Genomic DNA, 22,858 nt, shown 5'->3' with positions numbered 1-22,858 from the left:
TCAGTTGGGTGCAGTTCATGGAAAAACGGAAATTCCCCCGCCAGGTATGTGCAGTGGATGCGCTACTGACGGTAGGCGAGGGAGAGAGCCATCAATGCGTCATCTGCGAGTACAGTCAAGGTGGCTTGCAGATCACTTTTGATACCGCCACCGCTGGCGGCATCATCAGCAGTCTCAACCGTCTGGCAGCCGAGCACGGCAACGCCAGCGTGAGCTTTCGCCAGGCCGGGCAACATCTGCGCATTCCCGTGGCCATCATCCGTTTGACTCCCCAGGGCGCCGGCCTGCAGCTGCTGGCGCCGCAAGCCTCGGTCTTTCGCGTATTGCAGCACCTGTCAGCCGCCCAGCACGCAGCCGCGAGCGACCGCAGCAGGTTGCCGGGCAACCAGCTTGCACTAAGCAGCCGGCATCGCAAGACCCTGATGCGGGCAGCCTGCACCGTGTTGCACAACTTCCTGCGCCAGCACTACTCCTGCTTTTGCCACCTGCTGGAACACGAGTTGCTGGCGGCCGCCGACAAACAGACCCAAACCGACGCGCAGCAACATTTTCTAGTTGCCATTCGCCAGTTTCGCAAGGAACGCCAGAACCTTTTCGCGGCGCTGAGTCAGAGCATGATTGCCGAAGCCATGCAGCTCAGCCGAGGCCAACGGGTGGAAGACCCCGAGCCAGGCGCCGGCCCCAAGCGCTCCTCGCCGCTGGAGCTGGTCACCAAGAGCGACTTTGAAGACTGGCTGCTGGTGCGCGTGGCGATTTCCAAGGTGGAGCTGAAATTGCGTGATGCCCTTATCGAACTTCAGGTTCGCGTGGATGCCGCCTTCGGCAATCGCGATGGCAAGCGCACCTACAATCCTTTTTCGCCCGCGGCGCTGTGCAACGGCTTTGCCGATCAGGTGCGCAGTCTGAATTTGCAGCACGCGCAGTTGCAGGTGGTGATAGGCGTACTGCAGAAAACCATCCTCAGCGAACTGCCGAATTTCTATCAACAATTGAATCAGGTGTTCATTGATGCCGACATCCTGCCGGATATCGACGTCGATCAATATCTGGCCGAGCAGGCCCTGCAGCGGCGCCCAGCGCCGACCCCCGAGACTGCCACGCCTGCTCCGCCAGCCGCCGTGCCTGGTGCGGGCAGCCCGGCTCCAAGCGTCGCCACCAGCACGGGCGACGGTCCGGCGAGCGATGCGACAATCAGCCAGAGCACGCAAAGCATTCAGAACAATGCGATAGCCAGCACTGCTGCGCCGGCGGCAGCCGCGTCTGCCTATGGCACGGTCAGCCAGTTGCTGGGCCTGCGCCGCCAGGCGCGCGGTGAAACCGGCACCGCCACTACGCTGCCGGAAGAGCGCCATGCCACGGCGCAGCAGTTGGGCCAGCTGCAGGAAAGCGTTCTCAATGGCGCTGTGCCGCTAATCGACCCGGGCGCGCTGAAGCAATTGATGCAGCAGGCCAAGGGCGATACCCAGCCCTTGAGTGCGCAGGAACAGGACGCCGCGGATACCATCGAGGGCCTGTTCGACAGCATCATGCACAGTGATCGCATCACTGCCGAGCTGCGCGATGAGTTCCGCAAGCTGCAGGTACCCTTGTTGCGGGCCATGCTGCAGGATCCCGAGATTTTTTCCGCCGAGTCGCACCCGGCGCGCCAGGCACTGAATTACATTGCCCTGCTATCGGACAAGAGCAGTACCAATCTGGCGTCCAACACGCCGGTCATCCTCGACGCCATTCGCAGCATTCTCTCCGACAAGACCGACACCCAGGGCTTCAGCCAGAGTATCGGCAAGCTTGATCAACTGGTGAGCCGCGAGAAGCGACTGATAGAGCGCAACCTGCAGCGCATTCGCCAGGGGTGTGACGGCCAGCAGCGACTTCGCCACGCCAACCGCCAGATTCACCACGAACTCGGCCGCATGCTGGCCGAACCAGTGCCCCAGGCGCTGATTGATCTGATCGAGCACGGCTGGCGCGACCTGCTGCGTCTGAGCTATCTGCGCGAAGGCGTAGCCAGCCGCTCCTGGGAAATCACCCTGCAGATTCTCGAGCAACTGGCCGCCAACAATGACCCCGAACGCCTCAGCGCCATAGAACGCCCGATCAATCAGGAGCAATTGCTGCGCCTGCTGGAAAAAGGCCTGTCCAAGGTGCCGGAAGATCAGGTGCCGCACAGCCAGCTCCTGACCCAGTGCCAGCAACTGCTTAACGCGGAGCCGGGTACGCTGTCGCTGAGCCATTATCAACCGCCAGCCGTGCCTGAACCTGGTCTGCAGGAGCGGCTTGAGACCCTGCCCGACGGCGGCGTGTCACTGCAGCGCTGGATCAAGCGGGTACGCGATCTCAAAGTGTCGCAATGGTTCGAGCTGACCCACGGCAAGCTGCAGGAAAAGTTGGTGCAGCTGGCATGGATCGCCGACGACGACAGCCTGTACGTCTTTGCCAATCATCAGGGCACACAGAAGCTGGAGCTACCGCTTGAGCGGGTTGCGGCATTGCTGCGCGACGGCAATCTGGTATTGCTCAGCGACGCTGCGCTGCCGGCAGTGGAGCAGGGCCTGGATGCCCTGGTGCAGAAGGTTTACGACAAGCTGGCCTTCGACTCCTGCCACGACCCGCTGACCGGCTTTCTCAACCGCAAGGAATTCTGCCGCGCGCTGGCCCAGCGGGTCGCCAAGGCCGACGAGGAAGCTCAGGATTTCAGCCTGATCTTCATCGACATCATGCAGTTCAAGATCATCAACAACACCTGCGGCTACGACGCCGGTGACAGCTTTCTGCGCGAACTGGCGCAACGCCTGAAGAGTTTTCTCAAGGAAGGTTCGCTGGTCGGCCGCCTGGGCGCCGACCAGTTTGCGATAGTGCTCAACGAAGAAGCCGAGACCTTTGGCTACACCAGCGCGCGCGAACTCAAGGCCATAGTCGAAGAGAAGCGCTTCGTGTACGAGGAGCACAGCTTTGTGATCAGTACCGCGCTCTCGCTGGTGGGCTTTGACAGCAAGAACCAGAAGATCATGGAGCTGCTGCGCTCCGTAGAAGCGGCGACCAGTCTGTCGAAGAAGTCCGGCTTCCATGATGTGCAGGTGGTGCGCCCGGGCAACCAGCAACTGGAGCGGCTGGACGAGGTGATGGCCTGGGTCACGCGCATCAACCGTGCGCTGGACAACGACAATCTGAAACTGCGCTGTCAGAAGATCGTGCCCATCAACGGCAGCGCACGCACGCTCGCGCATTATGAAGTGCTGCTCAGCGTATTGGATGAACAGGGCGAAGCCTCCCCGCCGGCCGAGTTCATCAAGGTCGCCGAAGAGTACAACCGCATGGCTGCCGTCGACCGCTGGGTAGTCGAGCATGTACTGCAGTGGATGCATCAGAACATGGACGACCTGCACCTGTTTGGTGGTTTCTCGGTCAACCTCTCGGGCCACAGCATGAATGACGAGACCTTCCTCGATTTCATCTTCGATGCCCTGGTGCGCTACCCGGTCCCGCGGGACAAGCTGGTGTTCGAGATCACCGAAACCGTGGCCGTGACCAATCTCGATGATGCGGCAGATTTCATCAAGGAGATGCGCAGCATCGGCTGCCGCTTTTCGCTGGACGACTTTGGCGTGGGCCAATCGTCCTACTCCTACCTCAAGCGCCTGCCGGTTGATTTCATCAAGATCGATGGCAATTTCGTGCGCGACATCAACAACAACGATGTGGACTACGCCCTGGTCAAATCCATCACCGAGATGGGCCATTATCTGAAGAAGAAAGTCATCGCGGAGTACGTCGGCAGCCAGGACATCCTCAACACGGTCACCCATGTGGGCGTGGATTATGCGCAGGGTTACCAGTTCGGCCAGCCGCTGATGCTGGACCATCTGGATCTGCGCAAGCAATTCTGAGCAACACCCAAAGGGTAACTGTCGCTACCTGACGCTGATGATGAATCATTCAGCACCAATACGTATCAAGTTACAAACTATTCACATCGAATTCTCTCCGTTTCAATGAGCCTGCGCGTTTGCAAATAAAAATCGGCTCAACCGAATAAGGAGTTCGTCATGCTTTCCCTTCTCAGCGATCTGCTATGGAGCAAGGTCCTCATTGCGTTGCTCATTGGCCTCGGCGTGTGGTTTACCATCGCCTCGCGTTTCGTGCAGTTTCGTTATTTCGGCAAGATGTTCGGCATTCTCACTGCCAATCATCACGAAGCGGACAAGCGTCACCTCAGCTCCTTTCAGGCTTTGATTCTCTCGGTTGCCGGCCGGGTTGGCGGCGGCAACATCGCAGGCGTCGCCGTGGCCATCACCCTGGGCGGGCCGGGTGCGATTTTCTGGATGTGGGTCGTCGGCCTTATGGGCATGGCAACCAGCTTCTTCGAGTGCACCCTGGCGCAGGTCTACAAGACCGCTGAGCCCGATGGCGCCTTTCGCGGCGGCCCGGCGCACTACATCGAACGCGGCCTGGGCAAGAACTGGAAGTGGCTGGCGGTCATTTACTCGATCCTGCTACTAGTGACCTTCGGCATCGGCTTTATTGCCCTGCAATCCTATGCGGTAGCCACCTCCCTGCAGGATGCCTTCGACATTCCCCTGTATTACAGCGGCATCGGCCTGGCACTGGTGGTAGGGCTGATCATCTTTGGCGGCGTCAAGCGCATCGCCCAGGTGGCCGAGGTATTGGTGCCCATCATGGCCGGCGGTTATCTGCTGATTGCCATTGTGGTGCTGGGACTCAACTTCAGCGCCATTCCCGATACCTTGATGCTCATCGTCAACAGCGCCTTTGGTCTGGGCCCGGTCGTGGGCGGCGGTATTGGCGCCGCCATCATGATGGGCGTCAAGCGCGGGCTGTTTTCCAACGAGGCCGGTCTGGGCAGTGCACCGAACGTGGCGGCGGTGGCCTTTGTGCCGCACCCGGCCAATCAGGGCGTGGTGCAATCGTTCTCGGTATTCATCGATACCATTTTGCTCTGTACCTGCACTGCGCTGATCATTCTCATGGGTACGGCCTATGACCCCAGCCTGACCGACTCCAGCCAGGGTGTTGCGCTGACGCAGGCGTCACTGGCGACCCACATCGGTGAATGGGGCCGGGTGTTCGTGAGTATCGCCATGTTGCTGTTCGGCTTCAGCACCGTGCTCTACAACTACTACCTGGGCGAAAACAGCGTCAGCTACCTGACCGGCGGCCGCGGCAATGAATTTCTCATGAACGGCTTCCGTGTGGTGGTGATCTGCCTCTGCTGTCTGGGCGCGATCATGGACCTGGGCACGGTATTCGGTTTTGCCGACCTGACCATGGGCCTGCTGGCACTGGCCAACCTGATTGCCCTGGCCATGCTGTGGAAGAAAGGCCTGCGGGTGATGCGCGACTACGATAGCCAACTCAAGGCCGGCAATCCGACACCCGTGTTCCGCGCCGAAGACTTTGCCGATCTGGACCTGGACCCCGAAGCCTGGCCGCGCACCCCGCAAGTCAAACAAGCCTGACGCTGACCCGGCGCCCCGATTCCGGGGCGCCCTTCCCTTTCGGTAGAAAACCACATGAACACCCGCTCAGAATACGATCTGCTCGGTTATCAGGATGTGCCCAGCGATGCCTGGTATGGCATCCAGACCCAGCGCGCCGCTTTCAACTTTGCCATCACCGGCGTACCCATTTCCCACTTCCCGGAACTGATCCGCGCACTGGCGATGGTCAAGCAAGCCGCTGCGCTGACCAACCACGACTACCGCTTGCTCAGCGCCGAAAAGAAGGACGCCATTGTCTCGGCCTGCCAGGATATCGCCCAGGATCAATACCACGACCAGTTCATTGTCGATGTAATTCAGGGCGGTGCCGGCACTTCAACCAACATGAATGCCAACGAGGTGATCGCCAATGTGGCGCTGGTCAAGCTCGGCCACCAACGCGGCGACTATCAGTTCCTGCACCCCAATGACGACGTAAACCGCTCGCAATCGACCAACGACGCCTACCCGACCGCCGCCTGTCTGGGGATTCAGTTTGCCGCGGACGCCTTCGTTCCGGCACTGGCCTCGCTGAAAGCCGCACTGGAAGACAAGGGCCGCGAGTTTGCGCATATTTTGAAGATGGGCCGCACCCAGCTGCAGGACGCGGTCCCCATGACGCTGGGTCAGGAGTTCGACGCCTTTGCGGTAACTCTGGGCGAAGACATCGACCGCATCAGCGAGGCCTGCGCCCTGCTCTGCGAGGTCAACCTGGGCGGCACCGCCATCGGTACCGGCATCAATACCCCCGATGGCTATTCCGCCAAGGTGGTGGCATGCCTGGCGCAGATCTCGGGCAAACCGCTGGTACCGGCCAGCAACCTGGTGGAAGCCACCTCGGATATGGGCGCCTTCGTGTTCTTTTCCGGTATTCTCAAGCGCCTGGCGATCAAGCTGAGCAAGATGAGCAACGACCTGCGCCTGCTCTCCAGCGGCCCGCGCACCGGCCTGGGTGAAATTCAGTTGCCGCCCATGCAGCCTGGCTCGTCGATCATGCCCGGCAAGGTCAACCCGGTGATCCCCGAGGCGATGAACCAGACCGCCTATCAGGTAATCGCCGCCGATCTGGCGGTGACCCTGGCCGCCGAGGCGGGGCAGCTGCAGCTCAACGCCATGGAGCCGATGATCATCTACAATCTGCTGAACTCCCTGAAGATGCTCAAGGAAGCCTGCCAGATGCTGGAGCAGCGCTGCATTCGCGGCATCATTGCCAACGAGCAGGTGTGCGCCGCGCACGTGGACAACAGCATTGGCATCATCACTGCCCTGGTGCCGCACATCGGCTACGCCAACGCTTCGCGCATTGCCCACACTGCCTTGATGACAGGCGGCACAGTGAAGGCGCTGATCATTGCCGAGAACCTGATGTCGGAAGCACAGCTGAATCTGCTGCTCAGCCCGCAGTCGATGCTGGCGCCACACAAGGAGGCGTCATGAGTGCCGCGGTGCTGATCCTGTACACGGGCGGCACCATCGGCATGACCCCGACGGATCAGGGCCTGACCCCCACGCCCGGCCTGCACGGGCGTATCGAACAGCAGTTTGGCGCCAGCCTGGCTGAGCTGCCGAGCTTTGACCTGCTGGAGCTAGAACCGCTGATCGATAGCGCCAACATCACCCCGGCGCACTGGCAGCGTCTGGCCGCGCTGCTGGCCGAGCATTGGGACAACTATCAGGGCTTCGTCATTCTGCACGGTACCGACACCATGGCCTACAGCGCTGGCGCACTGGCATTCATGCTGGGCGCCTGTGCCAGAAATGTGCTCTTTACCGGCGCGCAGATTCCACTGGGCCTGCCCGGCAGCGACGCTGCAGACAACCTGCGTAACGCCCTGTTGCTCGCAGCTGGGCCGCGCCTTCCCGATGTCTGCCTGGTTTTCAATAACCAGCTGTTGCGCGGCAGCCGCATCCGCAAGGTCAGCAGCAAGCGCTTTGCCGCTTTCGACAGCCCCAACGAGGCGCCGCTGGGTGAACTTGGCGCCGCAGCCAGGCTGCATCATGAACGCCTGCTGAGCGCAGATTCTGCATCTCGCGCCCCGCAGCTGGCGGCTCAGCTGAACTTTGAGCCTGGCGCGGTCGCTCTGCTCACCCTGCATCCCTGCATGCCGGCGGCCCTGTACGATGCGCTCCTGGCCGACAACCATTGCCGGGCGATAGTGCTGCTGAGCTATGGCGCCGGCAATATCCCCAGCCGCGACCAGGCTTTCAATGCCTTTTTGCGCCGCGCCCGCGCGCGCAGCAAGGTACTGGTAAACGTCAGTCAGTGTCTGGACGGCGGCGTCAGCCCGGGTACCTACGCTGCCAGTGCAGCCTTGCAGGAACAGGGCGTTCTCAGTGGCGGCGACATGACACCGGAGGCCGCCTTCTGCAAACTGCACTGGCTGATTGCCGGCGGCCGCGACCAGCAGGCGCTGCGCGACGATTGGGCACAGCTCTACTGCGGTGAACGCTCAAGCGATTGAGCGTTCAGAAGCGCGCCCGGAAGTGCCATTCACCCGCACCGATGTCATTGCGTACCGAGGCGCGAATGTCTTCGTCCAGTTCTGGATCATCAGCAGCATAGAGGCCGCAGAGCGCCAGCACCCGATGCAGGTCCACCCGCGTTCCCAGGTACTCGTAGAGCACTCGGGTGCAGCACGGCACGCGTTCGCCACTCCCGGATACGCCCAGCCGCAAACCGGTGATGCGGTCTACGCGGTTCTGGAACGAAGGGTAGAGAACGGTCTGGGTCATCTCGAAATTGGTCAGGGTTTCGTAATCGAGCAGAAAGATGCGGTCGGAGAGAAACTGCACCAGGCCCTTGTACACCCCGTGAAACGGCTTGCCACCCCGTCGGGGCTTGATCCGTTCAGTGCGCTGATAGCAGGTATTGCCGTCGCGCTGCTCGATGCAAACCAGGGTGCGCAGAATACTGCCCGGATAGGCCATGGACAGGTAATACTCGAAGTAATAGCCCAGATACTTGTCCAGTCCCGCCTGACCAACCCCATTCAGATGCCCCAGATGCTCTACCGCTGCCGAACGCGCTACCGGACGTGACTGCTGCTGCGGTCGCACCTGCACCAGCCGCTGAAACTGGCTATGCGGCAATAGCATCTCGTGAACTTCAACGCCAAAGAAATCGCAGAGCCTGCGCATGGTGCTGTCCGAAGGCTTGTTGACGCCGTTGAGATAGCGATTGAACTGTGGGCGGTTGATGCCCAGGCGACGGCAGACTTCGGCGGTGGATTTGTAGTAACTGCACAGCAGCCGCAGATTGTCGCCAAAATCATCGCGCATGGGGGCTCTCCATTTTTGCGCCATACTAGTCAAAGGCCACGCGCTTGGAAACCGCCTGCTTTGCGTCACTGCCGAGCGGGTCATTTGTCCGCTGTCGATTGTGTCTGGGTGCCGGATCAGGGAAAATGGCTGCCACTTTTCGTTCAAGCCGCACGCCACGCCGCATCCAGGCCGCGCGCCGGCAGCCAAACTCTGGAATACCTCAGCAGATGTCGAACTCCCCGATCGCCAAGGAAGTCGGTAAGCGCCGTACTTTCGCCATTATCTCCCACCCTGATGCCGGTAAGACCACCATCACCGAGCGCCTGCTGTTGATGGGCCAGGCAATCAGCGTGGCTGGCACGGTCAAATCGCGTAAATCCGACCGCCACGCCACCTCCGACTGGATGGCCATGGAGAAGGAGCGCGGCATTTCGGTGACCACCTCGGTCATGCAGTTCCCCTACCGCGACGGCATGATCAACCTGCTCGATACCCCTGGTCACGAAGACTTCTCGGAAGATACCTACCGCACCCTGACTGCGGTCGATTCGGCGCTGATGGTGCTCGATGGCGGTAAGGGCGTGGAGCCACGCACCATCGCCCTGATGGATGTGTGCCGCCTGCGTGATACGCCCATCGTCAGCTTCGTCAACAAGCTCGACCGCGATATCCGCGACCCGATCGAGCTACTCGATGAAATCGAGGAAGTGCTCAACATCAAGGCTGCGCCCATCACTTGGCCAATCGGTTGCTACCGTGACTTCAAGGGTGTGTATCACCTGAGCCGCGACTGCATCATCGTCTATCAGCCAGGCCACGGCCACGAGCGTACCGAAACCAAAACCATCGAGCGCCTCGATTCGGACGAGGCGCGCGCACACCTGGGTGATCTGTACGAGGACTTCGTCGAGCAGCTGGAACTGGTGCAAGGCGCCTGCCACGAGTTTGATCACGAGGCTTTCCGCAAGGGTGAAATGACCCCGGTCTTTTTCGGTACCGCCCTGGGTAACTTCGGCGTGGATCAGGTACTTGACGCTGTCGTCGATTGGGCGCCGCCGCCGCAGTCACGCGCCAGCCATGAGCGCACCGTGGAGCCCACCGAGCCTCCCTTCACCGGTTTCGTGTTCAAGATCCAGGCGAACATGGACCCCAAGCACCGCGACCGCATCGCCTTCGTGCGCATTTGTTCGGGCCGCTACGAAAAGGGCATGAAGCTGCATCACGTGCGTACCGGCAAGGACGTGCGCATCGCCGACGCCCTGACCTTCTTTGCCGCCGAGCGCGAGCATCTGGAAGAGGCCTGGGCCGGCGACATCATCGGTCTGCACAACCACGGCACCATCCAGATCGGCGACACCTTTACCGAAGGCGAGAAGATCGGCTTCACCGGTATTCCACACTTCGCCCCCGAGCTGTTCCGCCGGGTGCGCCTGAAGGACCCGCTGAAATCCAAGCAGTTGCGCCAGGGTCTGCAGGAGCTGGCCGAGGAAGGCGCTACCCAGGTGTTCTTCCCCGAGCGCAACAACGACATCATTCTGGGCGCCGTGGGTGTGTTGCAGTTCGACGTAGTCGCCGCGCGCCTCAAGCAGGAATACAAGGTGGAATGCCTGTACGAGCCGATCAACGTCTGGTCGGCGCGCTGGGTTGAATCTACCGATCGCAAGAAGCTGGAAGAATTCAGCAACAAGGCAACCGACAACCTGGCAGTCGATGGCGGCGGCCACCTGACCTATCTGGCGCCGACGCGCGTCAATCTGGCGCTGATGGAAGAGCGCTGGCCGGACATCAAGTTCCGCGCTACGCGCGAGCATCACTAAGCCGCAGCGCGGCTTAGTAGCGGCAAGCGGCAAGCGGCAAGCGGCAAGCGGCAAGCGGCAAGCAATGAGAAGCCCGTTCCGACGTCCGGTTCGGGCTTTTTGCTTTTTTCTTGTCGCTTGCGGCTTGCGGCTTGCAGCTTGCCGCTTGGTTTAAACCAGCTCGCCTGGATCAGGCGGCGCCTTGGGCGTGACCAGCTCGGCGTTCTCGCCCAGGTCGGCACCTGATTGCCCGCGATCCTTTTCGCTGGTCGCTATGCCGCGCATTTGTGAGGCGGGTTTCGGGAAGCCGCTGCGGTCACTGTAGTCATACACCTTGTGCGGCTGATGCTCGGTCTCCAGCCCCTTGCTGCACTTCCAGTCCATGGCCGCGATGCCCGCCACACTGCCGGCGGCCAGAACGGCGTTCAACGGCTTGTTGCCGAACTGCGCCGCCAGCCCCAGGCAACCGAGGTCCAGTGCATCACCTGCTACCCGCGCCTTCATCCAGGGCTCGGGCTTGTCGGTCAACAGCAGGCCGGCGCCGGTTGCCAGTTCGCGCATGCCGCACATGCGCAGTAACATGCCAGCGGCAGACGGCAATCCCAGGGTGCGCGCCATTGGTGCTGCCAGGCACAGTTGTGCCACCCCCAGCCCGACACTCATCCAGCCCATGCGACGAGCTGATTTGCGGGCCGGAAAATTACGCCGATATTCTTCATATTGCTCACGTGTAAGCGACATTTCTTATCTCCTCTGAGTGTAAGTCAGCCAGCGTGACTCAAGGCTTGAGTACCACTTTCACGCAGCCGTCCTGCTTGTCCCGAAAGGTCTTGTACATCTCCGGGCCCTGCTCCAGCCCAACGCTGTGGGTAATCACGAAGGAGGGATCGATCTGACCTTCCTGAATGCGCCGCAGCAGGTCATCGGTCCAACGATTGACGTGCGTCTGGCCCATGCGGAAAGTCAGGCCCTTGTTCATCGCCGCACCAAAAGGGATCTTGTCGATCAGACCGCCGTACACCCCGGGAATAGAGAGAATGCCGGCGGGCCGGCAGACATAGATCATTTCGCGCAGTACATGGGGGCGATCGCTTTCCAGCTTCACCGCCTGCTTCACCCAGTCATACATGGAATCGATGGAGCGCGCGGCGTGTGCCTCCATGCCGACGGCATCAATGCACTTCTCCGGTCCCTTGCCCAGGGTCAGCTGCTGCAAGCGCTCGAGCACGCTTTCTTCATCAAAATTGATGGTGATGGCTCCGCCGGCGCGTGCCATGGACAGACGTTCGGGCACATTATCGATGCAGATGACCTGCTCGGCGCCGAGCATGATGGCGCTGCGAATAGCGAACTGAGCCACCGGTCCTGCGCCCCAGATCGCCACAGTGTCGGTCGGCTCGATGTCGCATTGGGCAGCTGCCTGCCAGCCAGTGGGAAAGATATCGCCAAGAAACAGTACCTGCTCGTCGGTCAGACCGTCCGGTATTACCACCGGGCCCACGTCGGCGTAGGGCACACGCACATACTCCGCCTGGCCGCCGGCGTAACCACCAGTGAGGTGGCTGTAGCCGTAAAGTCCGGCGGTGGTATGACCGAATATCTTGTCGGCAAGCGGCTTGTTGCGGTTGCTGCGCTCGCATACCGAAAAGTTGCCGCGTCGGCATTGGTCACAATCACCGCAGACGATGGTAAAGGGCACCACCACACGATCACCGACCTTCAGCTTGTGCTTGGCAGATCCCAGTTCCACCACCTCGCCCATGAACTCGTGACCGACAATGTCGCCCTCCTTCATCCCGGGCATGAAACCATCGTGCAGGTGCAGATCGGAGCCGCAAATGGCGCAGGCAGATACCTGGACAATGGCATCGCGCGGGTCTTCTATCTTCGGGTCCGGAACATGATCATCGCAGCGGATATCGTTCTTGCCATGCCAGCGTAGTGCTCTCATGAAAGTCTCCTGTTCGGTAGCGTAGATCCCCGGATGAATTCCTGCGTGTTATAGCGGAGGCAGCCTGAACAGGCTGAGGACAGGCCGTGACCGGGTGCTACAGTTTTAGTAGCCAGGGCCTGACGAAAAGTTGCGGTTATATTTTTCTGCTTGCTTGCGGGTCTCAGCGCAAGCTGGCTCAAGCAGTTTGTACACACTGGACCGTCAGGGCTTGCAGCGCATGGCCGGCCGTCGTAGCGTTAAGCCATGCGCTACATAGACACTCATACTCATCTCGACTTTGCAGCCTTCGACCACGACCGCGAGGCCGTCCTGCAGGACTGCGCCCATCTGGGCGTGGAGCGCCTGGTGGTGCTGGGCGTGACCGCCGACAACTGGACCAAGGCGTGGCAGCTAAGTCAGCAGCAGCCGGCGCTGTACGCGGCCTTTGGCTTGCATCCGATGTTCGGTGAGCAGCACCGAACAGAGCATCTGCAGCAGTTGCGTCAGCGACTGCAGGACTGCCAGGGCAGCGAGAAGCTTTGCGCAGTGGGCGAGTTTGGCCTGGACTTTTATATCGAAGGCGCCGACCGCGAGGCCCAGCAAGCGTTGTTTGAGCAACAACTGGCGCTCGCCGCCGATTTTGCGCTGCCGCCGCTGTTGCATGTACGTCGCGCGCACGCCCAGTGCATCGCCACCCTCAAGCGCTTCAAGCTCAAGCGCGGCGGCGTAATCCACGCCTTTACCGGCAGCCGCGAAGAAGCCGAGGAGTACATCAGGCTGGGGTTTCGTCTGGGCTTTGGCGGCGCCGCCACTTGGCCACAGGCCAAACGCCTGCATCGCACCGTGGCCGACCTGCCGGCCAACAGCATGGTGCTGGAGACCGACTCGCCCGACATGCAACCCAGCTTTGCCAGGGGCGAGCGCAACAGCCCGCAGAACATCCCGCAGATTGCCCGCTGCCTGGCCGAGCTGCGCAATGAGCCAGTCGAACGCTTTGCCGAGCAGTGCTGGCATAACAGCTGTGAATTATTCGACTGGGCCGAGACGCCGATGCCTTGAGGCGGGCGGTCTGCTACAGTCGCAAGCCTGTGCCATAGAGCAACCGAGGAGACCGACCCATGCCATTCCTGGGCGCTGCCATTTTTCTGGTCTGGTTGATATTGCTGCTGCGCTTTCCGCGGACCATGCTGCCCGTGAGTGGCGTACTGGCCGCGATCGGCCTGCTGCTGGGTCTGGGCGTCGGTTTCATGCAATGGCAGCAGGCGCAGCGCCTGGACCAGCTGGAGTTCGCTCTGGCCTACCAACCACAGCAATGCGAGTTCGGCAAACCTCTGACTGTGCGTATCCGCAACCAGAGTGAGTATCCCGTGCAGCACATCCGTTGGCAGCTGATAGCCAACCAACCCGGCTACAATACCAACCTGCTGGATGCGGGGGTGGCCCAGGAGTTCAGCAGCGCCGCCCGTTTGCAGCCGGGAGAACAACGTCTGCTGTGCTACAGCGTGCCGCGTCTGCGCCGCGGCTATCGCGAAGCAGAGCTGGAATACCGCGTCGAAGCGGTCAACGCAGAATTCATCCGATAATCAACAAGGACAACAAAGATGACCCAAGAAGTCGCGTTGATAACAGGCTGCTCCACCGGCATTGGTCAGGCTCTGGCCCACTGCTGTCTGGATGCCGGCTATCAGGTATGGGCTACCGCCCGCAATCCCGACACCCTGGCACCATTGGTGGCACGCGGCGCCATCGCCGTCACCCTGGACGTCAACAATGCCGAACAGCGCCAGTCCTGTGCCGAGCGGCTGCGCAGCGAAGCCGGACGCCTGGATCTGCTGATCAACAATGCCGGTTACGGCGCCATGGGCCCTATCATGGACGCTGACCGCGAGACCCTGCTCAAGCAATTCGATACCAATGTATTCGCGCCCTTGCAACTGGTGCGCGATACCGCTGATCTGCTGCGTGAAAGCAAGGGTCTGATCGTCAATATCGGCAGCGTATCCGGCGTGACTACCACGCCATTTTCCGGCGTTTACTGTGCCTCCAAGGCGGCGTTGCACGCCATTTCCGACGCCCTGCGTATGGAGCTGCATCCCTTCGGCATACAGGTACTCACGGTGCTGCCGGGCGCCATTGCCTCGGATTTTGGCAACAACGCCAGCGCCGCCATTACCATGGCCGAGACCTCCTGGTTCAAACCTTGGGAGAAAGCGGTACAGGCCAGGGCCAAGGCCTCGCAGAACAGCAAGTCGACCAGCAGCGCCGATTTTGCCAGGGAGCTGTTGGCCTATGTGAAGAATCCGGTTCGACCGGAGCAGGCCCTGATCGGCCACAGCGCTCGCAGCATGGTTCGGCTCAAGCGCTGGCTGCCGCTGTCGATACTCGACAAGCGCATGCGCAAGCGCTTCAAGCTCGAGTAGGCAGGCTACTGCCAGCAGTTACTGGACGCGCTAGAAACCCGTGTCCGGATAGAGAATGCGCTCCGCCTGGCGGTCCGCTACTTCGGCCGGCGAGCGCCCCTCGGCTCTGCTTTGAGCAAAGATGCTGTCCAGGCGCTCACCGATCTGCTTGACGCGCGCAGCTATATCGCCGTGAGCCACGCCGCGGTGCGTCAGCGCCACATGCAGCAGGCCGCCGGCATTGATCACGTAATCTGGGGTATAGAGAATGCCGCGTGCGTCCAGCTGGCCGGCCATATCCGGCTCGGCCAGCTGATTGTTGGCGGCGCCCGCCACGGCGGCGCAGCGCAACTGGCCGATGCTGCGTTGATTGATCGCGCCACCCAGCCCGCAGGGTGAAAAGATGTCACAAGGCGCTTCGTAGACCGCTTCCAGCGCCAGCGGCTGCGCGCCCAACTCCTCTTCCGCCAGACGCACCTTGCCATGATCCAGATCGCTGACCATCAGCTCGGCGCCTTCCGCGTGCAGCAACTGCGCCAGGGCATAGCCAACATTCCCCAGTCCCTGCACGGTAATGCGCACGCCCGACAGGCTGTCCTGCCCCAGACGAGTGCGCACCGCAGCGCGGACGCCGGCGAGCACGCCAAGTGCGGTATGGGGCGAGGGATCCCCCGCTTCGCTGGTGCTGGTCACGTGGCCAGTCTGCTGGGCTATACAGTCCATGTCTGCGCTGCTGGTGCCGCTGTCCATGGCTGTGATGTAACTACCGCGCAAGGATTCGATACAGCGACCAAAGGCTTCGAACAGCGCGGCGCGATTGGCCACATGCGGCTGACGCACTATCACCGCCTTGCCACCGCCCTGCTCCAGGCCCGCCAGCGCTGCCTTGTAGCTCATGCCGCGGGCCAGACGCATGGCGTCGTCCACGGCATCATTGAAACTGTTGTAGGCCAGATAGCGACAACCACCCAACGCCGGGCCGAGACGGGTGTTGTGAATGGCAACAATGGCTTCCAGCCCGGTTTGCTGATCGCTGAACAGATGCAAGGATTCAACTTTCTCCGACCGCATGGCTGCAAACATGTACGCACTCCTGCTTTTTTCCGGTGTCTGAAATAACCATACACACTAATTCTATTCATTACCCGTGACGCTTTGGCAAACTTGCCTTCTTCTAAAACCGGAGATTCAAAGATGCGTTGGATGCTGCCTTTTTTTGCTGTGATGCTGATGGTTGTAGTCAGCGTTCCTGATGCCGAAGCCCGTCGTATGGGCGGTGGCAAGAGCTTTGGCAGTACCCCTGCCCACCAGAGCGCGCCGGCCCAGCGCCAGGCGCCGCGTGATCAGGCCGCACCCCGGCAGCAGCCAGGCGCCGCCGCTACGTCCGGGGCCAGCCGCTGGCTCGGCCCGCTGGCCGGCATCGCTGCCGGTGGCCTGCTCGCGGCCATGCTCTTTGGCGATGGCTTCGAGGGTATTCAGCTATTCGACATCCTGCTACTTGGGCTGATCGCCTTTGTGCTGTTCAAGTTGTTCGCCCGCCGCCCGCAGGCGAGCCCGCAACCCGCAGGCGGACCGGCCATGCGGGAAACGCAGGCACCGATTTTCGGCCGTCAGCCAACCCCAACCGCGTCCGCCAGCAGCAGTGCGGCGATGGATGCCCCCGCCTGGTTCGACCCCGAGGCCTTCCTGCGCGCGGCCGAAGAACACTTCTATACGCTGCAACGCCACTGGCGTGACGGCGACACCAGCGCCATGGCCGAGTACCTCGACCCCTCGCTGCTGCAAGTGCTGATTCAGGCGCGCGCCGAAGAACCACCGGCTGCCAACGGCTTCGTCGAGCAACTGCAGGTACGTCTGGACGGCGTCAGCCAGCGCAACGGCAGCACCCTGGCCACCGTGAGTTTCAGCGGCCTGGATCGGGACTTCCCGGAAGATGAGGGCAATTGGTTCGATGAGAGCTGGGCACTGGAACGCGCCGACGGCGACAACCAGCCCTGGATCATCACGGGCATTCGGCAGAACGGCTAGGCGCGCGCTGCGCGCCAGCGGCAAGCTGCAAGCTGCAAGCTGCAAGCTGCAAGCGATGAGAAGCCCGTTCCGGTTATCGGTTCGGGCTTTTTTCTTAAGCTGGAAGCTGGAAGCTATATCAGGATGGCGCCTGTGGAATCGGAGTCAAGACCACAGCTCCACCTGGTCCTTTCCTGCCACAGGGCCATTTCTCGAACCATGTCATTTCCCCGAGGCACGTCCACCGTTATCTCCCGTTACTACGCACCGCCATTTCCGCGCCGGCGGAAATCCATGTGCCCGGTTAGTACCCCTGATCGCTGGATTTCCGCCTGCGCGGGAATGACGGGTTAGGAAGCGAGCTGCAGCTTTTGGCTTGAAGCTTGAAGCTTGCGGCTGGCGCGCTCAGCGCCGCACCGGCCTTTTCTGCAATTTGCGTTGCAGGGTGCGGCGGTGCATGCCAAGCGCTCTGGCGGTAGCGGAGATGTTGCCGTCGTGCTCGGCCAGCACGCGCTGGATGTGCTCCCATTGCAGGCGGTCGACCGACATCGGATGCTCGGGCACCAGGGTGTCCGGGTCGGCCTGATCAGAGAGCAACGCGGTGAGCACGTCATCGGCATCGGCCGGTTTGCACAGGTAGTTGCAGGCGCCACGCTTGATGGCTTCCACCGCTGTGGCGATGCTGGAATAGCCGGTCAGAATGACGATCTTGAGCTCCGGGTACAACTCCAGCAGGCGCGGCATCAGTACCAGACCCGAGTCGCCTTCCATCTTCAGGTCGAGCACGGCAAAGTCCGGCTGACGCTCGCGCGCTATCTGCATCGCCTCCTCCGCTCCACCGGCGGTGTCCACGCGCAGGCCGCGACGGCTTAACGCCCTGGCCAGGACCCGAGTAAAGGTCGGGTCGTCGTCCACCAGCAGCAGCAGCGGCTGCTCTTCCGGGTTCAGTTCATCGCTCATGCCTGATCTCCTGTGCAATCGGCAATTTCACTTCGGTCAAGGTACCACCACCTTCCTGATTGAACAGCCTTACGGTGCCGCCAATGCGCTCTACTGCAGCCTGGCTGAGGAACAGACCCAGGCCAAAGCCCTTCTTGCCCTTGGTGGTAAGAAAGGCGGTACCCAGTTGCTCGGCGATATGCAGCGGCACACCTGGGCCGCGGTCATGGATACACAGCGTGACGCAGCGCTGATCCCAGGCAAGGCTTACGCGAATCTGCTCGGGGCAGGCGTCAGCGGCGTTGTTCAGCAGATTCAGCATGGCCTGTCCCAGTTCCGGGCTGGCGCGCAGGTAGGGCACCGGGCCATCGGGCAGCGCCTCCCATTGCCAGGATACTTCCGGGCGCATCAGTTGCCAGCGTGCGAGCAGCGCACGCAGCCAATCATCTGCCGGCTCCACGCGCTCGGGCTGGCGGCGGTTGTCTTCGGCGCTACGCACCATGTGCTGCAGACTCTCCTTGCATAGCCTGACCTGCTCCTGCAGTACGGCCAGATCTTCTTGCAACTCGGGCTCGGGATAATCCTTGCGGATGTCCTTGAGCAGCACACTCATGGTCGACAGTGGTGTAGACAGCTCATGCGCTGCGCCGGCCGCCACGCTGGCAATACCCAGCAGCTGGGCATCCCGGATGCTCTGCTCGCGGCGCTCGGCCAGACGCTCGGAATGCTGACGCAGGGCATCCGCCATGCGTACCACAAAGAGGCTGATCAAACCGGCGCTCATGGCAAAGTTCAACCACATGCCAATCACATGCAGGCTCACCAGCCCGCCGCCCAGCGGTACGTCAAAAGCGGTCAGCGGAACGTACCACACCAGCAGCGCGCTGTAGGACGTAACGGCCACCACCGCCAGGACGGCGGTGAAGAACCAGGGCAGCGTCGCAGCCGCGATGGTCAGCGGCACCAGATAGTAGGACACAAAGGGGTTGGTCGGGCCGCCGGAGTAATACAGCAGCACGCTGTGAATGAACATGTCGAACAGCAACTGCAGGGCGTATTCCAGACTGGTCACCGGCCAGTCGCGGCGCAGCCGCAGCAAGGTCAGAATGCTGACCAGCGCCGAGCCACCCAAGGCCACTAGCAGCGGAGCCCAGGGCAGCGGTAGCCAGCCGCTGAGGTAGGCGGCCATGACCGATACACTCTGCGCCAGCAACACCAGCAGGCGAATGAGAACAAGACGCCAGAGGTTCTGACGGGAGGGCGACAAAGCTAGGGTATTGGGGCTCATGAGTGATCGCGTGGACATGCCGGACTCCAGTATAGGCTCGCCAGGCTATTGCCCGGCGCGACACAGGGTCGCATAAAGCGGCGATTCAGGGGAGTATGGAACCAGTAAGCAGGCATTGAGTCTGAGTGTGCATTATCAAGGAGACCTACCATGCGTTCACTTCCCCTCCCGCTAACCGGCCTGTTTCTGAGCATGAGTCTGTTGGCTGCCACTGCCCAGGCAGAACCACTGCGCTACAATCAGGTGTCGCTGCACGCGCAGGCAGAGCAGTCGGTCAATCATGACACCATGCGCGTGATCCTGTTCAGCGAAGCCCAGAACAAGGACCCGGCCAAACTGGCCGAGCAGATTACCCGCACACTGAACGACGCTTTGACTACCGCCCGCCGCCAGGACAAGGTTGAGGTCAGCAGCGGCAGTCGCAGCAGTCAGCCGGTGTACGATGAAAAGCACGAGAACATCATCGGCTGGCGCGAGCGTGGCGAAATCATCATTGAAGGCAGCGACTTTGCAGCCATTTCCGCGCTGACCGGCGAACTGCTGGGTGATCTGAGTCTGGCTGACATGCAGTTCAGTCTGTCCGCCGGCAGCCGCAGCGACACCGAAGACGAGCTGATGGCCAAGGCCATCGAAGCCTTCAAGGCGCGCGCCAACATTGTTACTCGCAGCCTGGGCGGCGCCGGCTACAAGATCGTCAACCTGAATCTGAATACCCAGTTCATGCAGCCGATGCAGTATCGCGGGCAACAGAAGATGGCCCTGGCTGCCGACATGGAAATGAGCAGCCCATCGGTAGAAGGCGGACAGTCGGACGTGACTGTCAGCGCCGACGGCACCATCGAGGTCCAGGGACTGTAATCGCGCGCCGAGCTGCGTGTAGCAACGCAGCTCGGCATTGCCCTACCCGGTGCCGGGGTCAGGGGCGCATGAACGCGTACTCTTGGTCCTCATCCAGGTTATCGGCCTGAAATTTCAGCTCGCTGGCAATGTCGTCCATGCTGCGCGCGCGCCGGTAAACCGCAATCACCTCGGTCATCATTGCACGAGCAAAGGCCTGCTCATCGTAGCCCTCGCCTGCCGCCTGCTCGATCCCCTGCGCCATTACGGCTTTGGCCAACTTGTAAACCGACATGTTCTTGCTCCTTCGTGAATATCACCAAGCCATATTGCATCACGCCAGCGCCTGGCTGATTTTGATCTGGCTCAGCGTTTGTCGTTGGAATCATAGGGCTCCTGCAGATAACGATCGGTGTTGAAGGTATCGACCCAGTCGGGACAGAATACAATCAGCGCCGCCACCGCAGTGCCATTGATAAAGCCCTCCGGGAACATCACCAGCAACAGGTAACCCAGCAACTCAAGCAGACTGTCCGGCGCCAGCAAACTGCCAGACCACTGCAGCAAGCCCATGCCAACCAGCACCGTGCTCGCGGCAGCCAGCCCGGCAGCAAAAAAGCCACTGATAAAGATATATAGAAACAGGTTACGCGGCTGGAAAGACTCCAGCGCCCGGCTCAGCACCAGCGTAATCGCCACCGGCACCAGAATGCGCAACAATCCATTGGCACCCAGAGCGGCGCTATCATCCAGACCCAAAAGGCACAATCCCAGCTGAGCCAGGCTGCCCGCGACTATCGCCAGCGGCCAGTCGAGCAACAGCATCACCGCTGTGACGCCGATAAAATGCACCGTCAGGCCGTTATCGAATTCGCGGCGCACCAACCACAGGGCAAAAAGCGCAAACACGCTACCAAAGAACAGATGATGCCGCCGGCTGTCGGCAATCAACTCGACCCAGCGCACTCTGGTCAGCGCATAAAGCAGTACCAGCGCATAGATTACCCCGCAGATCAGCAACTGGCTGGACGTCAACAAGGTGGCAGAGAGCATGGAGCAACCTCCTGGATCAGGGCACAGCATGATAGCAGTCGAGCAACGGATTCTCAGCCCTTGGCAAGCGCTGCGCAATACGGACACCGCGTGCTGATGCAATATATCCGGGGCCGTACTAGAATGACCGCAAAGTCAGTCAAGCCTCCGCGCAGCAATGTACTGCGTCGCCTACAAAAGGTCGCACCATGCCAAGTCGCCTGAATCAGCAGGATCAGGAAAGGGTCGCCAAGTATCTCGAATCGCCGATCCACCAGGTGCCGCGCCGCCCCTTCAAGGTGTGGCTGCTGTTTGCACTGGTGATAGCGGTGGTGGTCGGCCTGGGCCTGCTCTCGCGCTTGCTCGGACAACTGGTGGTGTAACCCGCAGAGCCCCATTGGCCCTGCGATCTCGCCGCACCATCCTGCCGGCGCGCGCCAGCGATAAAGCGCCATCCAGAGCACGACTGACACCCGGCTTCCTACACTTCCGTGAGTAACCACGCATGTCAGACGCAGAAACCCTGAATCAATCTCCCCGCATCCTGATTGTCGGCGGCGGCGCCGGCGGCCTTGAGCTGGCCACCAGTCTGGGCCGCAAACTGGGCAAGAAGCGCAAGGCCAGAGTCACCCTGGTAGACACCAACATGACCCATATCTGGAAGCCACTGCTGCATGAAGTCGCGGCCGGCTCCCTGAACTCCACCGACGATGAGCTCAACTACGTCGCCCAGGCCAAGTGGAACCATTTCAACTTCCAGCTAGGCGCCATGACCGGGCTGGACCGCGACAACCGCACCATCACCCTGGCGCCGCTGCTGGATGAGCAGGGAACCGAGCTGGTCGCCAGTCGCACCCTGGATTACGACTACCTGGTCATTGCGGTGGGCAGCACCACCAATGATTTCAATACACCCGGTGCCGCCGAACATTGTCTGTTTCTGGATACCCGCGCCCAGGCCGAGCGCTTTCACCGGGCCCTGCTCAATCAGTACATGAAGACCCAGGCAACCGACCGCCGGTCGCCCGGCCAACAGATCAACGTGGCCATCATCGGCGCCGGTGCGACGGGCGTGGAACTCTCGGCCGAACTGCATCACGCCGCGCAGATGCTGCAGGCCTACGGCTTTGACCGGATCGAGCCGGAAGATCTGAATATCAATATCATCGAGGCCAGCGAGCGGGTGCTGCCGGCCCTGCCCGAGCGCATCAGTGGGCCGGTAACCCAGGTTCTCAAGGATCTGGGCGTCAAGCTGCACACCGGCTCGGCAGTGAAGGAAGTGTTGGCCGACCGGCTGGTGCTGGCCAATGGCGAAGAAGTGCCCGCCACCCTCAAGGTCTGGGCCGCCGGCATTCGCGCTCCGGTCTTTCTCACCAGCCTGGGGCTGCCTACCAACCGCATCAATCAGCTGGAAGTGGAACGTACACTACTGGTGAAAGGTGAGGATCGTATCTTCGCCTTCGGTGACTGCGCTGCCTGCCCGATGGGTGACGAAGGCCGCTTCGTCCCACCGCGCGCGCAGGCAGCTCACCAGCAGGCCAGCCTGCTGGCCAAGAACCTGCGCAAGATACTTGAAGGCAAGCCGCAGGAAGAATACAGCTACCGCGACTACGGCTCGCTGATCTCACTGTCGAGCTTCAGCGCCGTGGGTAACCTGATGGGCAACCTGACCGGCAATGTGATGCTGGAGGGGCGTCTGGCTAGGATGTTCTACGTATCACTGTATCGCCTGCACCAGATGGCGCTGTACGGCTTGCCGCGTACCCTGATGCTGATGCTGAGCGATCAGTTCGGCCGTTCTACCGAACCTCGCCTGAAACTGCACTGAGGCTCGCCGGGGCGCGCGACCGCGCGCCTCTTCTCTCTTC

General features: G+C 61.3%; 20 protein-coding genes. 12 read left to right on the top strand and 8 right to left on the bottom strand.

Annotated elements, in window-relative coordinates; all coding sequences use genetic code 11:
* Positions 1–17: 17 nt before the first annotated feature.
* The 4 genes from V7756_RS01940 (at position 18) to V7756_RS01925 (ending at position 7,960) form a co-directional block, all read left to right on the top strand.
* Positions 18–3,887: a DUF1631 family protein gene (locus V7756_RS01940; protein WP_335608474.1), complete on the top strand. Its 3,870-nt coding sequence runs from the start codon at positions 18–20 to the stop codon at positions 3,885–3,887.
* Positions 3,888–4,046: 159 nt separating this feature from the next.
* Entirely contained in the window at positions 4,047–5,477 is a 1,431-nt protein-coding gene (locus tag V7756_RS01935) for an alanine/glycine:cation symporter family protein (protein ID WP_335608473.1), read from the top strand.
* 54 nt (positions 5,478–5,531) lie between these two features.
* A complete protein-coding gene (locus V7756_RS01930; protein ID WP_335608472.1) occupies positions 5,532–6,935 on the top strand; it encodes an aspartate ammonia-lyase in 1,404 nt (467 codons plus the stop codon).
* Positions 6,932–7,960: an asparaginase gene (locus tag V7756_RS01925; protein WP_335608471.1), complete on the top strand. Its 1,029-nt coding sequence runs from the start codon at positions 6,932–6,934 to the stop codon at positions 7,958–7,960. The genes V7756_RS01930 and V7756_RS01925 overlap by 4 nt, the downstream gene beginning before the upstream one ends.
* Before the next feature lie 4 nt (positions 7,961–7,964).
* Here the strand turns inward: V7756_RS01925 and V7756_RS01920 are convergent, their stop codons facing one another.
* On the bottom strand, positions 7,965–8,777 hold the full coding sequence (locus V7756_RS01920; RefSeq protein ID WP_335608470.1) for a helix-turn-helix transcriptional regulator: 813 nt from the start codon (positions 8,775–8,777) through the stop codon (positions 7,965–7,967).
* A gap of 209 nt (positions 8,778–8,986) precedes the next feature.
* Between V7756_RS01920 and V7756_RS01915 the strand changes: the two genes are divergently transcribed.
* Positions 8,987–10,576 (top strand): peptide chain release factor 3, encoded by a 1,590-nt coding sequence (locus V7756_RS01915; RefSeq protein WP_335608469.1) that lies wholly within the window; start codon positions 8,987–8,989, stop codon positions 10,574–10,576.
* 150 nt (positions 10,577–10,726) lie between these two features.
* On the opposite strand, the gene V7756_RS01910 is transcribed toward V7756_RS01915, so the two are convergent.
* Both V7756_RS01910 and V7756_RS01905 read right to left on the bottom strand, forming a co-directional pair.
* Positions 10,727–11,296: a transcriptional regulator gene (locus V7756_RS01910; RefSeq protein WP_335608468.1), complete on the bottom strand. Its 570-nt coding sequence runs from the start codon at positions 11,294–11,296 to the stop codon at positions 10,727–10,729.
* Between the two features lie 37 nt (positions 11,297–11,333).
* Entirely contained in the window at positions 11,334–12,506 is a 1,173-nt protein-coding gene (locus V7756_RS01905) for a zinc-dependent alcohol dehydrogenase (RefSeq protein WP_335608467.1), read from the bottom strand.
* 246 nt (positions 12,507–12,752) lie between these two features.
* Here V7756_RS01905 and V7756_RS01900 point away from each other — a divergent pair, with 246 nt between their 5' ends.
* The 3 genes from V7756_RS01900 to V7756_RS01890 are packed head-to-tail and all read left to right on the top strand — an operon-like array spanning position 12,753 to position 14,908.
* Positions 12,753–13,547: a TatD family hydrolase gene (locus V7756_RS01900; RefSeq protein WP_335608466.1), complete on the top strand. Its 795-nt coding sequence runs from the start codon at positions 12,753–12,755 to the stop codon at positions 13,545–13,547.
* 59 nt (positions 13,548–13,606) lie between these two features.
* Positions 13,607–14,071, top strand: coding sequence for a multidrug transporter (locus tag V7756_RS01895; RefSeq protein WP_335608465.1), 465 nt, complete (start codon positions 13,607–13,609; stop codon positions 14,069–14,071).
* Positions 14,072–14,089: 18 nt separating this feature from the next.
* The gene (locus V7756_RS01890) at positions 14,090–14,908 is read left to right on the top strand and encodes an SDR family oxidoreductase (protein ID WP_335608464.1); all 819 of its coding nucleotides are present in this window, start codon (positions 14,090–14,092) and stop codon (positions 14,906–14,908) included.
* A 30-nt stretch (positions 14,909–14,938) separates the two neighbouring features.
* On the opposite strand, the gene V7756_RS01885 is transcribed toward V7756_RS01890, so the two are convergent.
* Entirely contained in the window at positions 14,939–15,970 is a 1,032-nt protein-coding gene (locus tag V7756_RS01885; RefSeq protein ID WP_335608463.1) for a Leu/Phe/Val dehydrogenase, read from the bottom strand.
* 111 nt (positions 15,971–16,081) lie between these two features.
* Between V7756_RS01885 and V7756_RS01880 the strand changes: the two genes are divergently transcribed.
* Positions 16,082–16,915 (top strand): Tim44 domain-containing protein, encoded by an 834-nt coding sequence (locus tag V7756_RS01880; protein ID WP_335608462.1) that lies wholly within the window; start codon positions 16,082–16,084, stop codon positions 16,913–16,915.
* A 384-nt stretch (positions 16,916–17,299) separates the two neighbouring features.
* On the opposite strand, the gene V7756_RS01875 is transcribed toward V7756_RS01880, so the two are convergent.
* Both V7756_RS01875 and V7756_RS01870 read right to left on the bottom strand, forming a co-directional pair.
* Positions 17,300–17,854, bottom strand: coding sequence for a response regulator transcription factor (locus V7756_RS01875; protein ID WP_335608461.1), 555 nt, complete (start codon positions 17,852–17,854; stop codon positions 17,300–17,302).
* Positions 17,844–19,121 (bottom strand): ATP-binding protein, encoded by a 1,278-nt coding sequence (locus tag V7756_RS01870; RefSeq protein WP_442908939.1) that lies wholly within the window; start codon positions 19,119–19,121, stop codon positions 17,844–17,846. Before V7756_RS01870 ends, V7756_RS01875 begins: the two co-directional genes overlap by 11 nt.
* Before the next feature lie 150 nt (positions 19,122–19,271).
* Between V7756_RS01870 and V7756_RS01865 the strand changes: the two genes are divergently transcribed.
* Positions 19,272–19,979 (top strand): SIMPL domain-containing protein, encoded by a 708-nt coding sequence (locus V7756_RS01865; RefSeq protein WP_335608459.1) that lies wholly within the window; start codon positions 19,272–19,274, stop codon positions 19,977–19,979.
* Positions 19,980–20,037: 58 nt separating this feature from the next.
* Here the strand turns inward: V7756_RS01865 and V7756_RS01860 are convergent, their stop codons facing one another.
* Both V7756_RS01860 and V7756_RS01855 read right to left on the bottom strand, forming a co-directional pair.
* Positions 20,038–20,253, bottom strand: coding sequence for a hypothetical protein (locus V7756_RS01860; protein WP_335608458.1), 216 nt, complete (start codon positions 20,251–20,253; stop codon positions 20,038–20,040).
* A 71-nt stretch (positions 20,254–20,324) separates the two neighbouring features.
* Complete coding sequence (locus tag V7756_RS01855) at positions 20,325–21,011, bottom strand: energy-coupling factor ABC transporter permease (RefSeq protein WP_335608457.1); 687 nt, start codon at positions 21,009–21,011, stop codon at positions 20,325–20,327.
* Between the two features lie 188 nt (positions 21,012–21,199).
* On the opposite strand from V7756_RS01855, the gene V7756_RS01850 reads away from it, so the two are divergent.
* The gene (locus V7756_RS01850) at positions 21,200–21,373 is read left to right on the top strand and encodes a DUF3094 family protein (protein ID WP_335608456.1); all 174 of its coding nucleotides are present in this window, start codon (positions 21,200–21,202) and stop codon (positions 21,371–21,373) included.
* A gap of 122 nt (positions 21,374–21,495) precedes the next feature.
* Entirely contained in the window at positions 21,496–22,818 is a 1,323-nt protein-coding gene (locus tag V7756_RS01845; RefSeq protein WP_335608455.1) for an NAD(P)/FAD-dependent oxidoreductase, read from the top strand.
* Positions 22,819–22,858 lie beyond the last annotated feature (40 nt).

Source organism: Halopseudomonas sp. (assembly GCF_036961105.1).
Taxonomy (GTDB): Bacteria; Pseudomonadota; Gammaproteobacteria; order Pseudomonadales; family Pseudomonadaceae; genus Halopseudomonas.
The sequence above is the reverse complement of the archived record's forward strand: the minus strand, read 5'-3'. Positions and strand labels throughout refer to the sequence as shown.

What these genes read in the sequence shown, in the direction of transcription:
- V7756_RS01940 (WP_335608474.1), top strand. Translation starts at nt 18, where the DNA reads ATGGAAAAACGGAAATTCCCCCGCCAGGTATGTGCAGTGGATGCGCTA.
- V7756_RS01935 (WP_335608473.1), top strand. Translation starts at nt 4,047, where the DNA reads ATGCTTTCCCTTCTCAGCGATCTGCTATGGAGCAAGGTCCTCATTGCG.
- V7756_RS01930 (WP_335608472.1), top strand. Translation starts at nt 5,532, where the DNA reads ATGAACACCCGCTCAGAATACGATCTGCTCGGTTATCAGGATGTGCCC.
- V7756_RS01925 (WP_335608471.1), top strand. Translation starts at nt 6,932, where the DNA reads ATGAGTGCCGCGGTGCTGATCCTGTACACGGGCGGCACCATCGGCATG.
- V7756_RS01920 (WP_335608470.1), bottom strand. Translation starts at nt 8,777, where the DNA reads ATGCGCGATGATTTTGGCGACAATCTGCGGCTGCTGTGCAGTTACTAC.
- V7756_RS01915 (WP_335608469.1), top strand. Translation starts at nt 8,987, where the DNA reads ATGTCGAACTCCCCGATCGCCAAGGAAGTCGGTAAGCGCCGTACTTTC.
- V7756_RS01910 (WP_335608468.1), bottom strand. Translation starts at nt 11,296, where the DNA reads ATGTCGCTTACACGTGAGCAATATGAAGAATATCGGCGTAATTTTCCG.
- V7756_RS01905 (WP_335608467.1), bottom strand. Translation starts at nt 12,506, where the DNA reads ATGAGAGCACTACGCTGGCATGGCAAGAACGATATCCGCTGCGATGAT.
- V7756_RS01900 (WP_335608466.1), top strand. Translation starts at nt 12,753, where the DNA reads ATGCGCTACATAGACACTCATACTCATCTCGACTTTGCAGCCTTCGAC.
- V7756_RS01895 (WP_335608465.1), top strand. Translation starts at nt 13,607, where the DNA reads ATGCCATTCCTGGGCGCTGCCATTTTTCTGGTCTGGTTGATATTGCTG.
- V7756_RS01890 (WP_335608464.1), top strand. Translation starts at nt 14,090, where the DNA reads ATGACCCAAGAAGTCGCGTTGATAACAGGCTGCTCCACCGGCATTGGT.
- V7756_RS01885 (WP_335608463.1), bottom strand. Translation starts at nt 15,970, where the DNA reads ATGTTTGCAGCCATGCGGTCGGAGAAAGTTGAATCCTTGCATCTGTTC.
- V7756_RS01880 (WP_335608462.1), top strand. Translation starts at nt 16,082, where the DNA reads ATGCGTTGGATGCTGCCTTTTTTTGCTGTGATGCTGATGGTTGTAGTC.
- V7756_RS01875 (WP_335608461.1), bottom strand. Translation starts at nt 17,854, where the DNA reads ATGAGCGATGAACTGAACCCGGAAGAGCAGCCGCTGCTGCTGCTGGTG.
- V7756_RS01870 (WP_442908939.1), bottom strand. Translation starts at nt 19,121, where the DNA reads ATGAGCCCCAATACCCTAGCTTTGTCGCCCTCCCGTCAGAACCTCTGG.
- V7756_RS01865 (WP_335608459.1), top strand. Translation starts at nt 19,272, where the DNA reads ATGCGTTCACTTCCCCTCCCGCTAACCGGCCTGTTTCTGAGCATGAGT.
- V7756_RS01860 (WP_335608458.1), bottom strand. Translation starts at nt 20,253, where the DNA reads ATGTCGGTTTACAAGTTGGCCAAAGCCGTAATGGCGCAGGGGATCGAG.
- V7756_RS01855 (WP_335608457.1), bottom strand. Translation starts at nt 21,011, where the DNA reads ATGCTCTCTGCCACCTTGTTGACGTCCAGCCAGTTGCTGATCTGCGGG.
- V7756_RS01850 (WP_335608456.1), top strand. Translation starts at nt 21,200, where the DNA reads ATGCCAAGTCGCCTGAATCAGCAGGATCAGGAAAGGGTCGCCAAGTAT.
- V7756_RS01845 (WP_335608455.1), top strand. Translation starts at nt 21,496, where the DNA reads ATGTCAGACGCAGAAACCCTGAATCAATCTCCCCGCATCCTGATTGTC.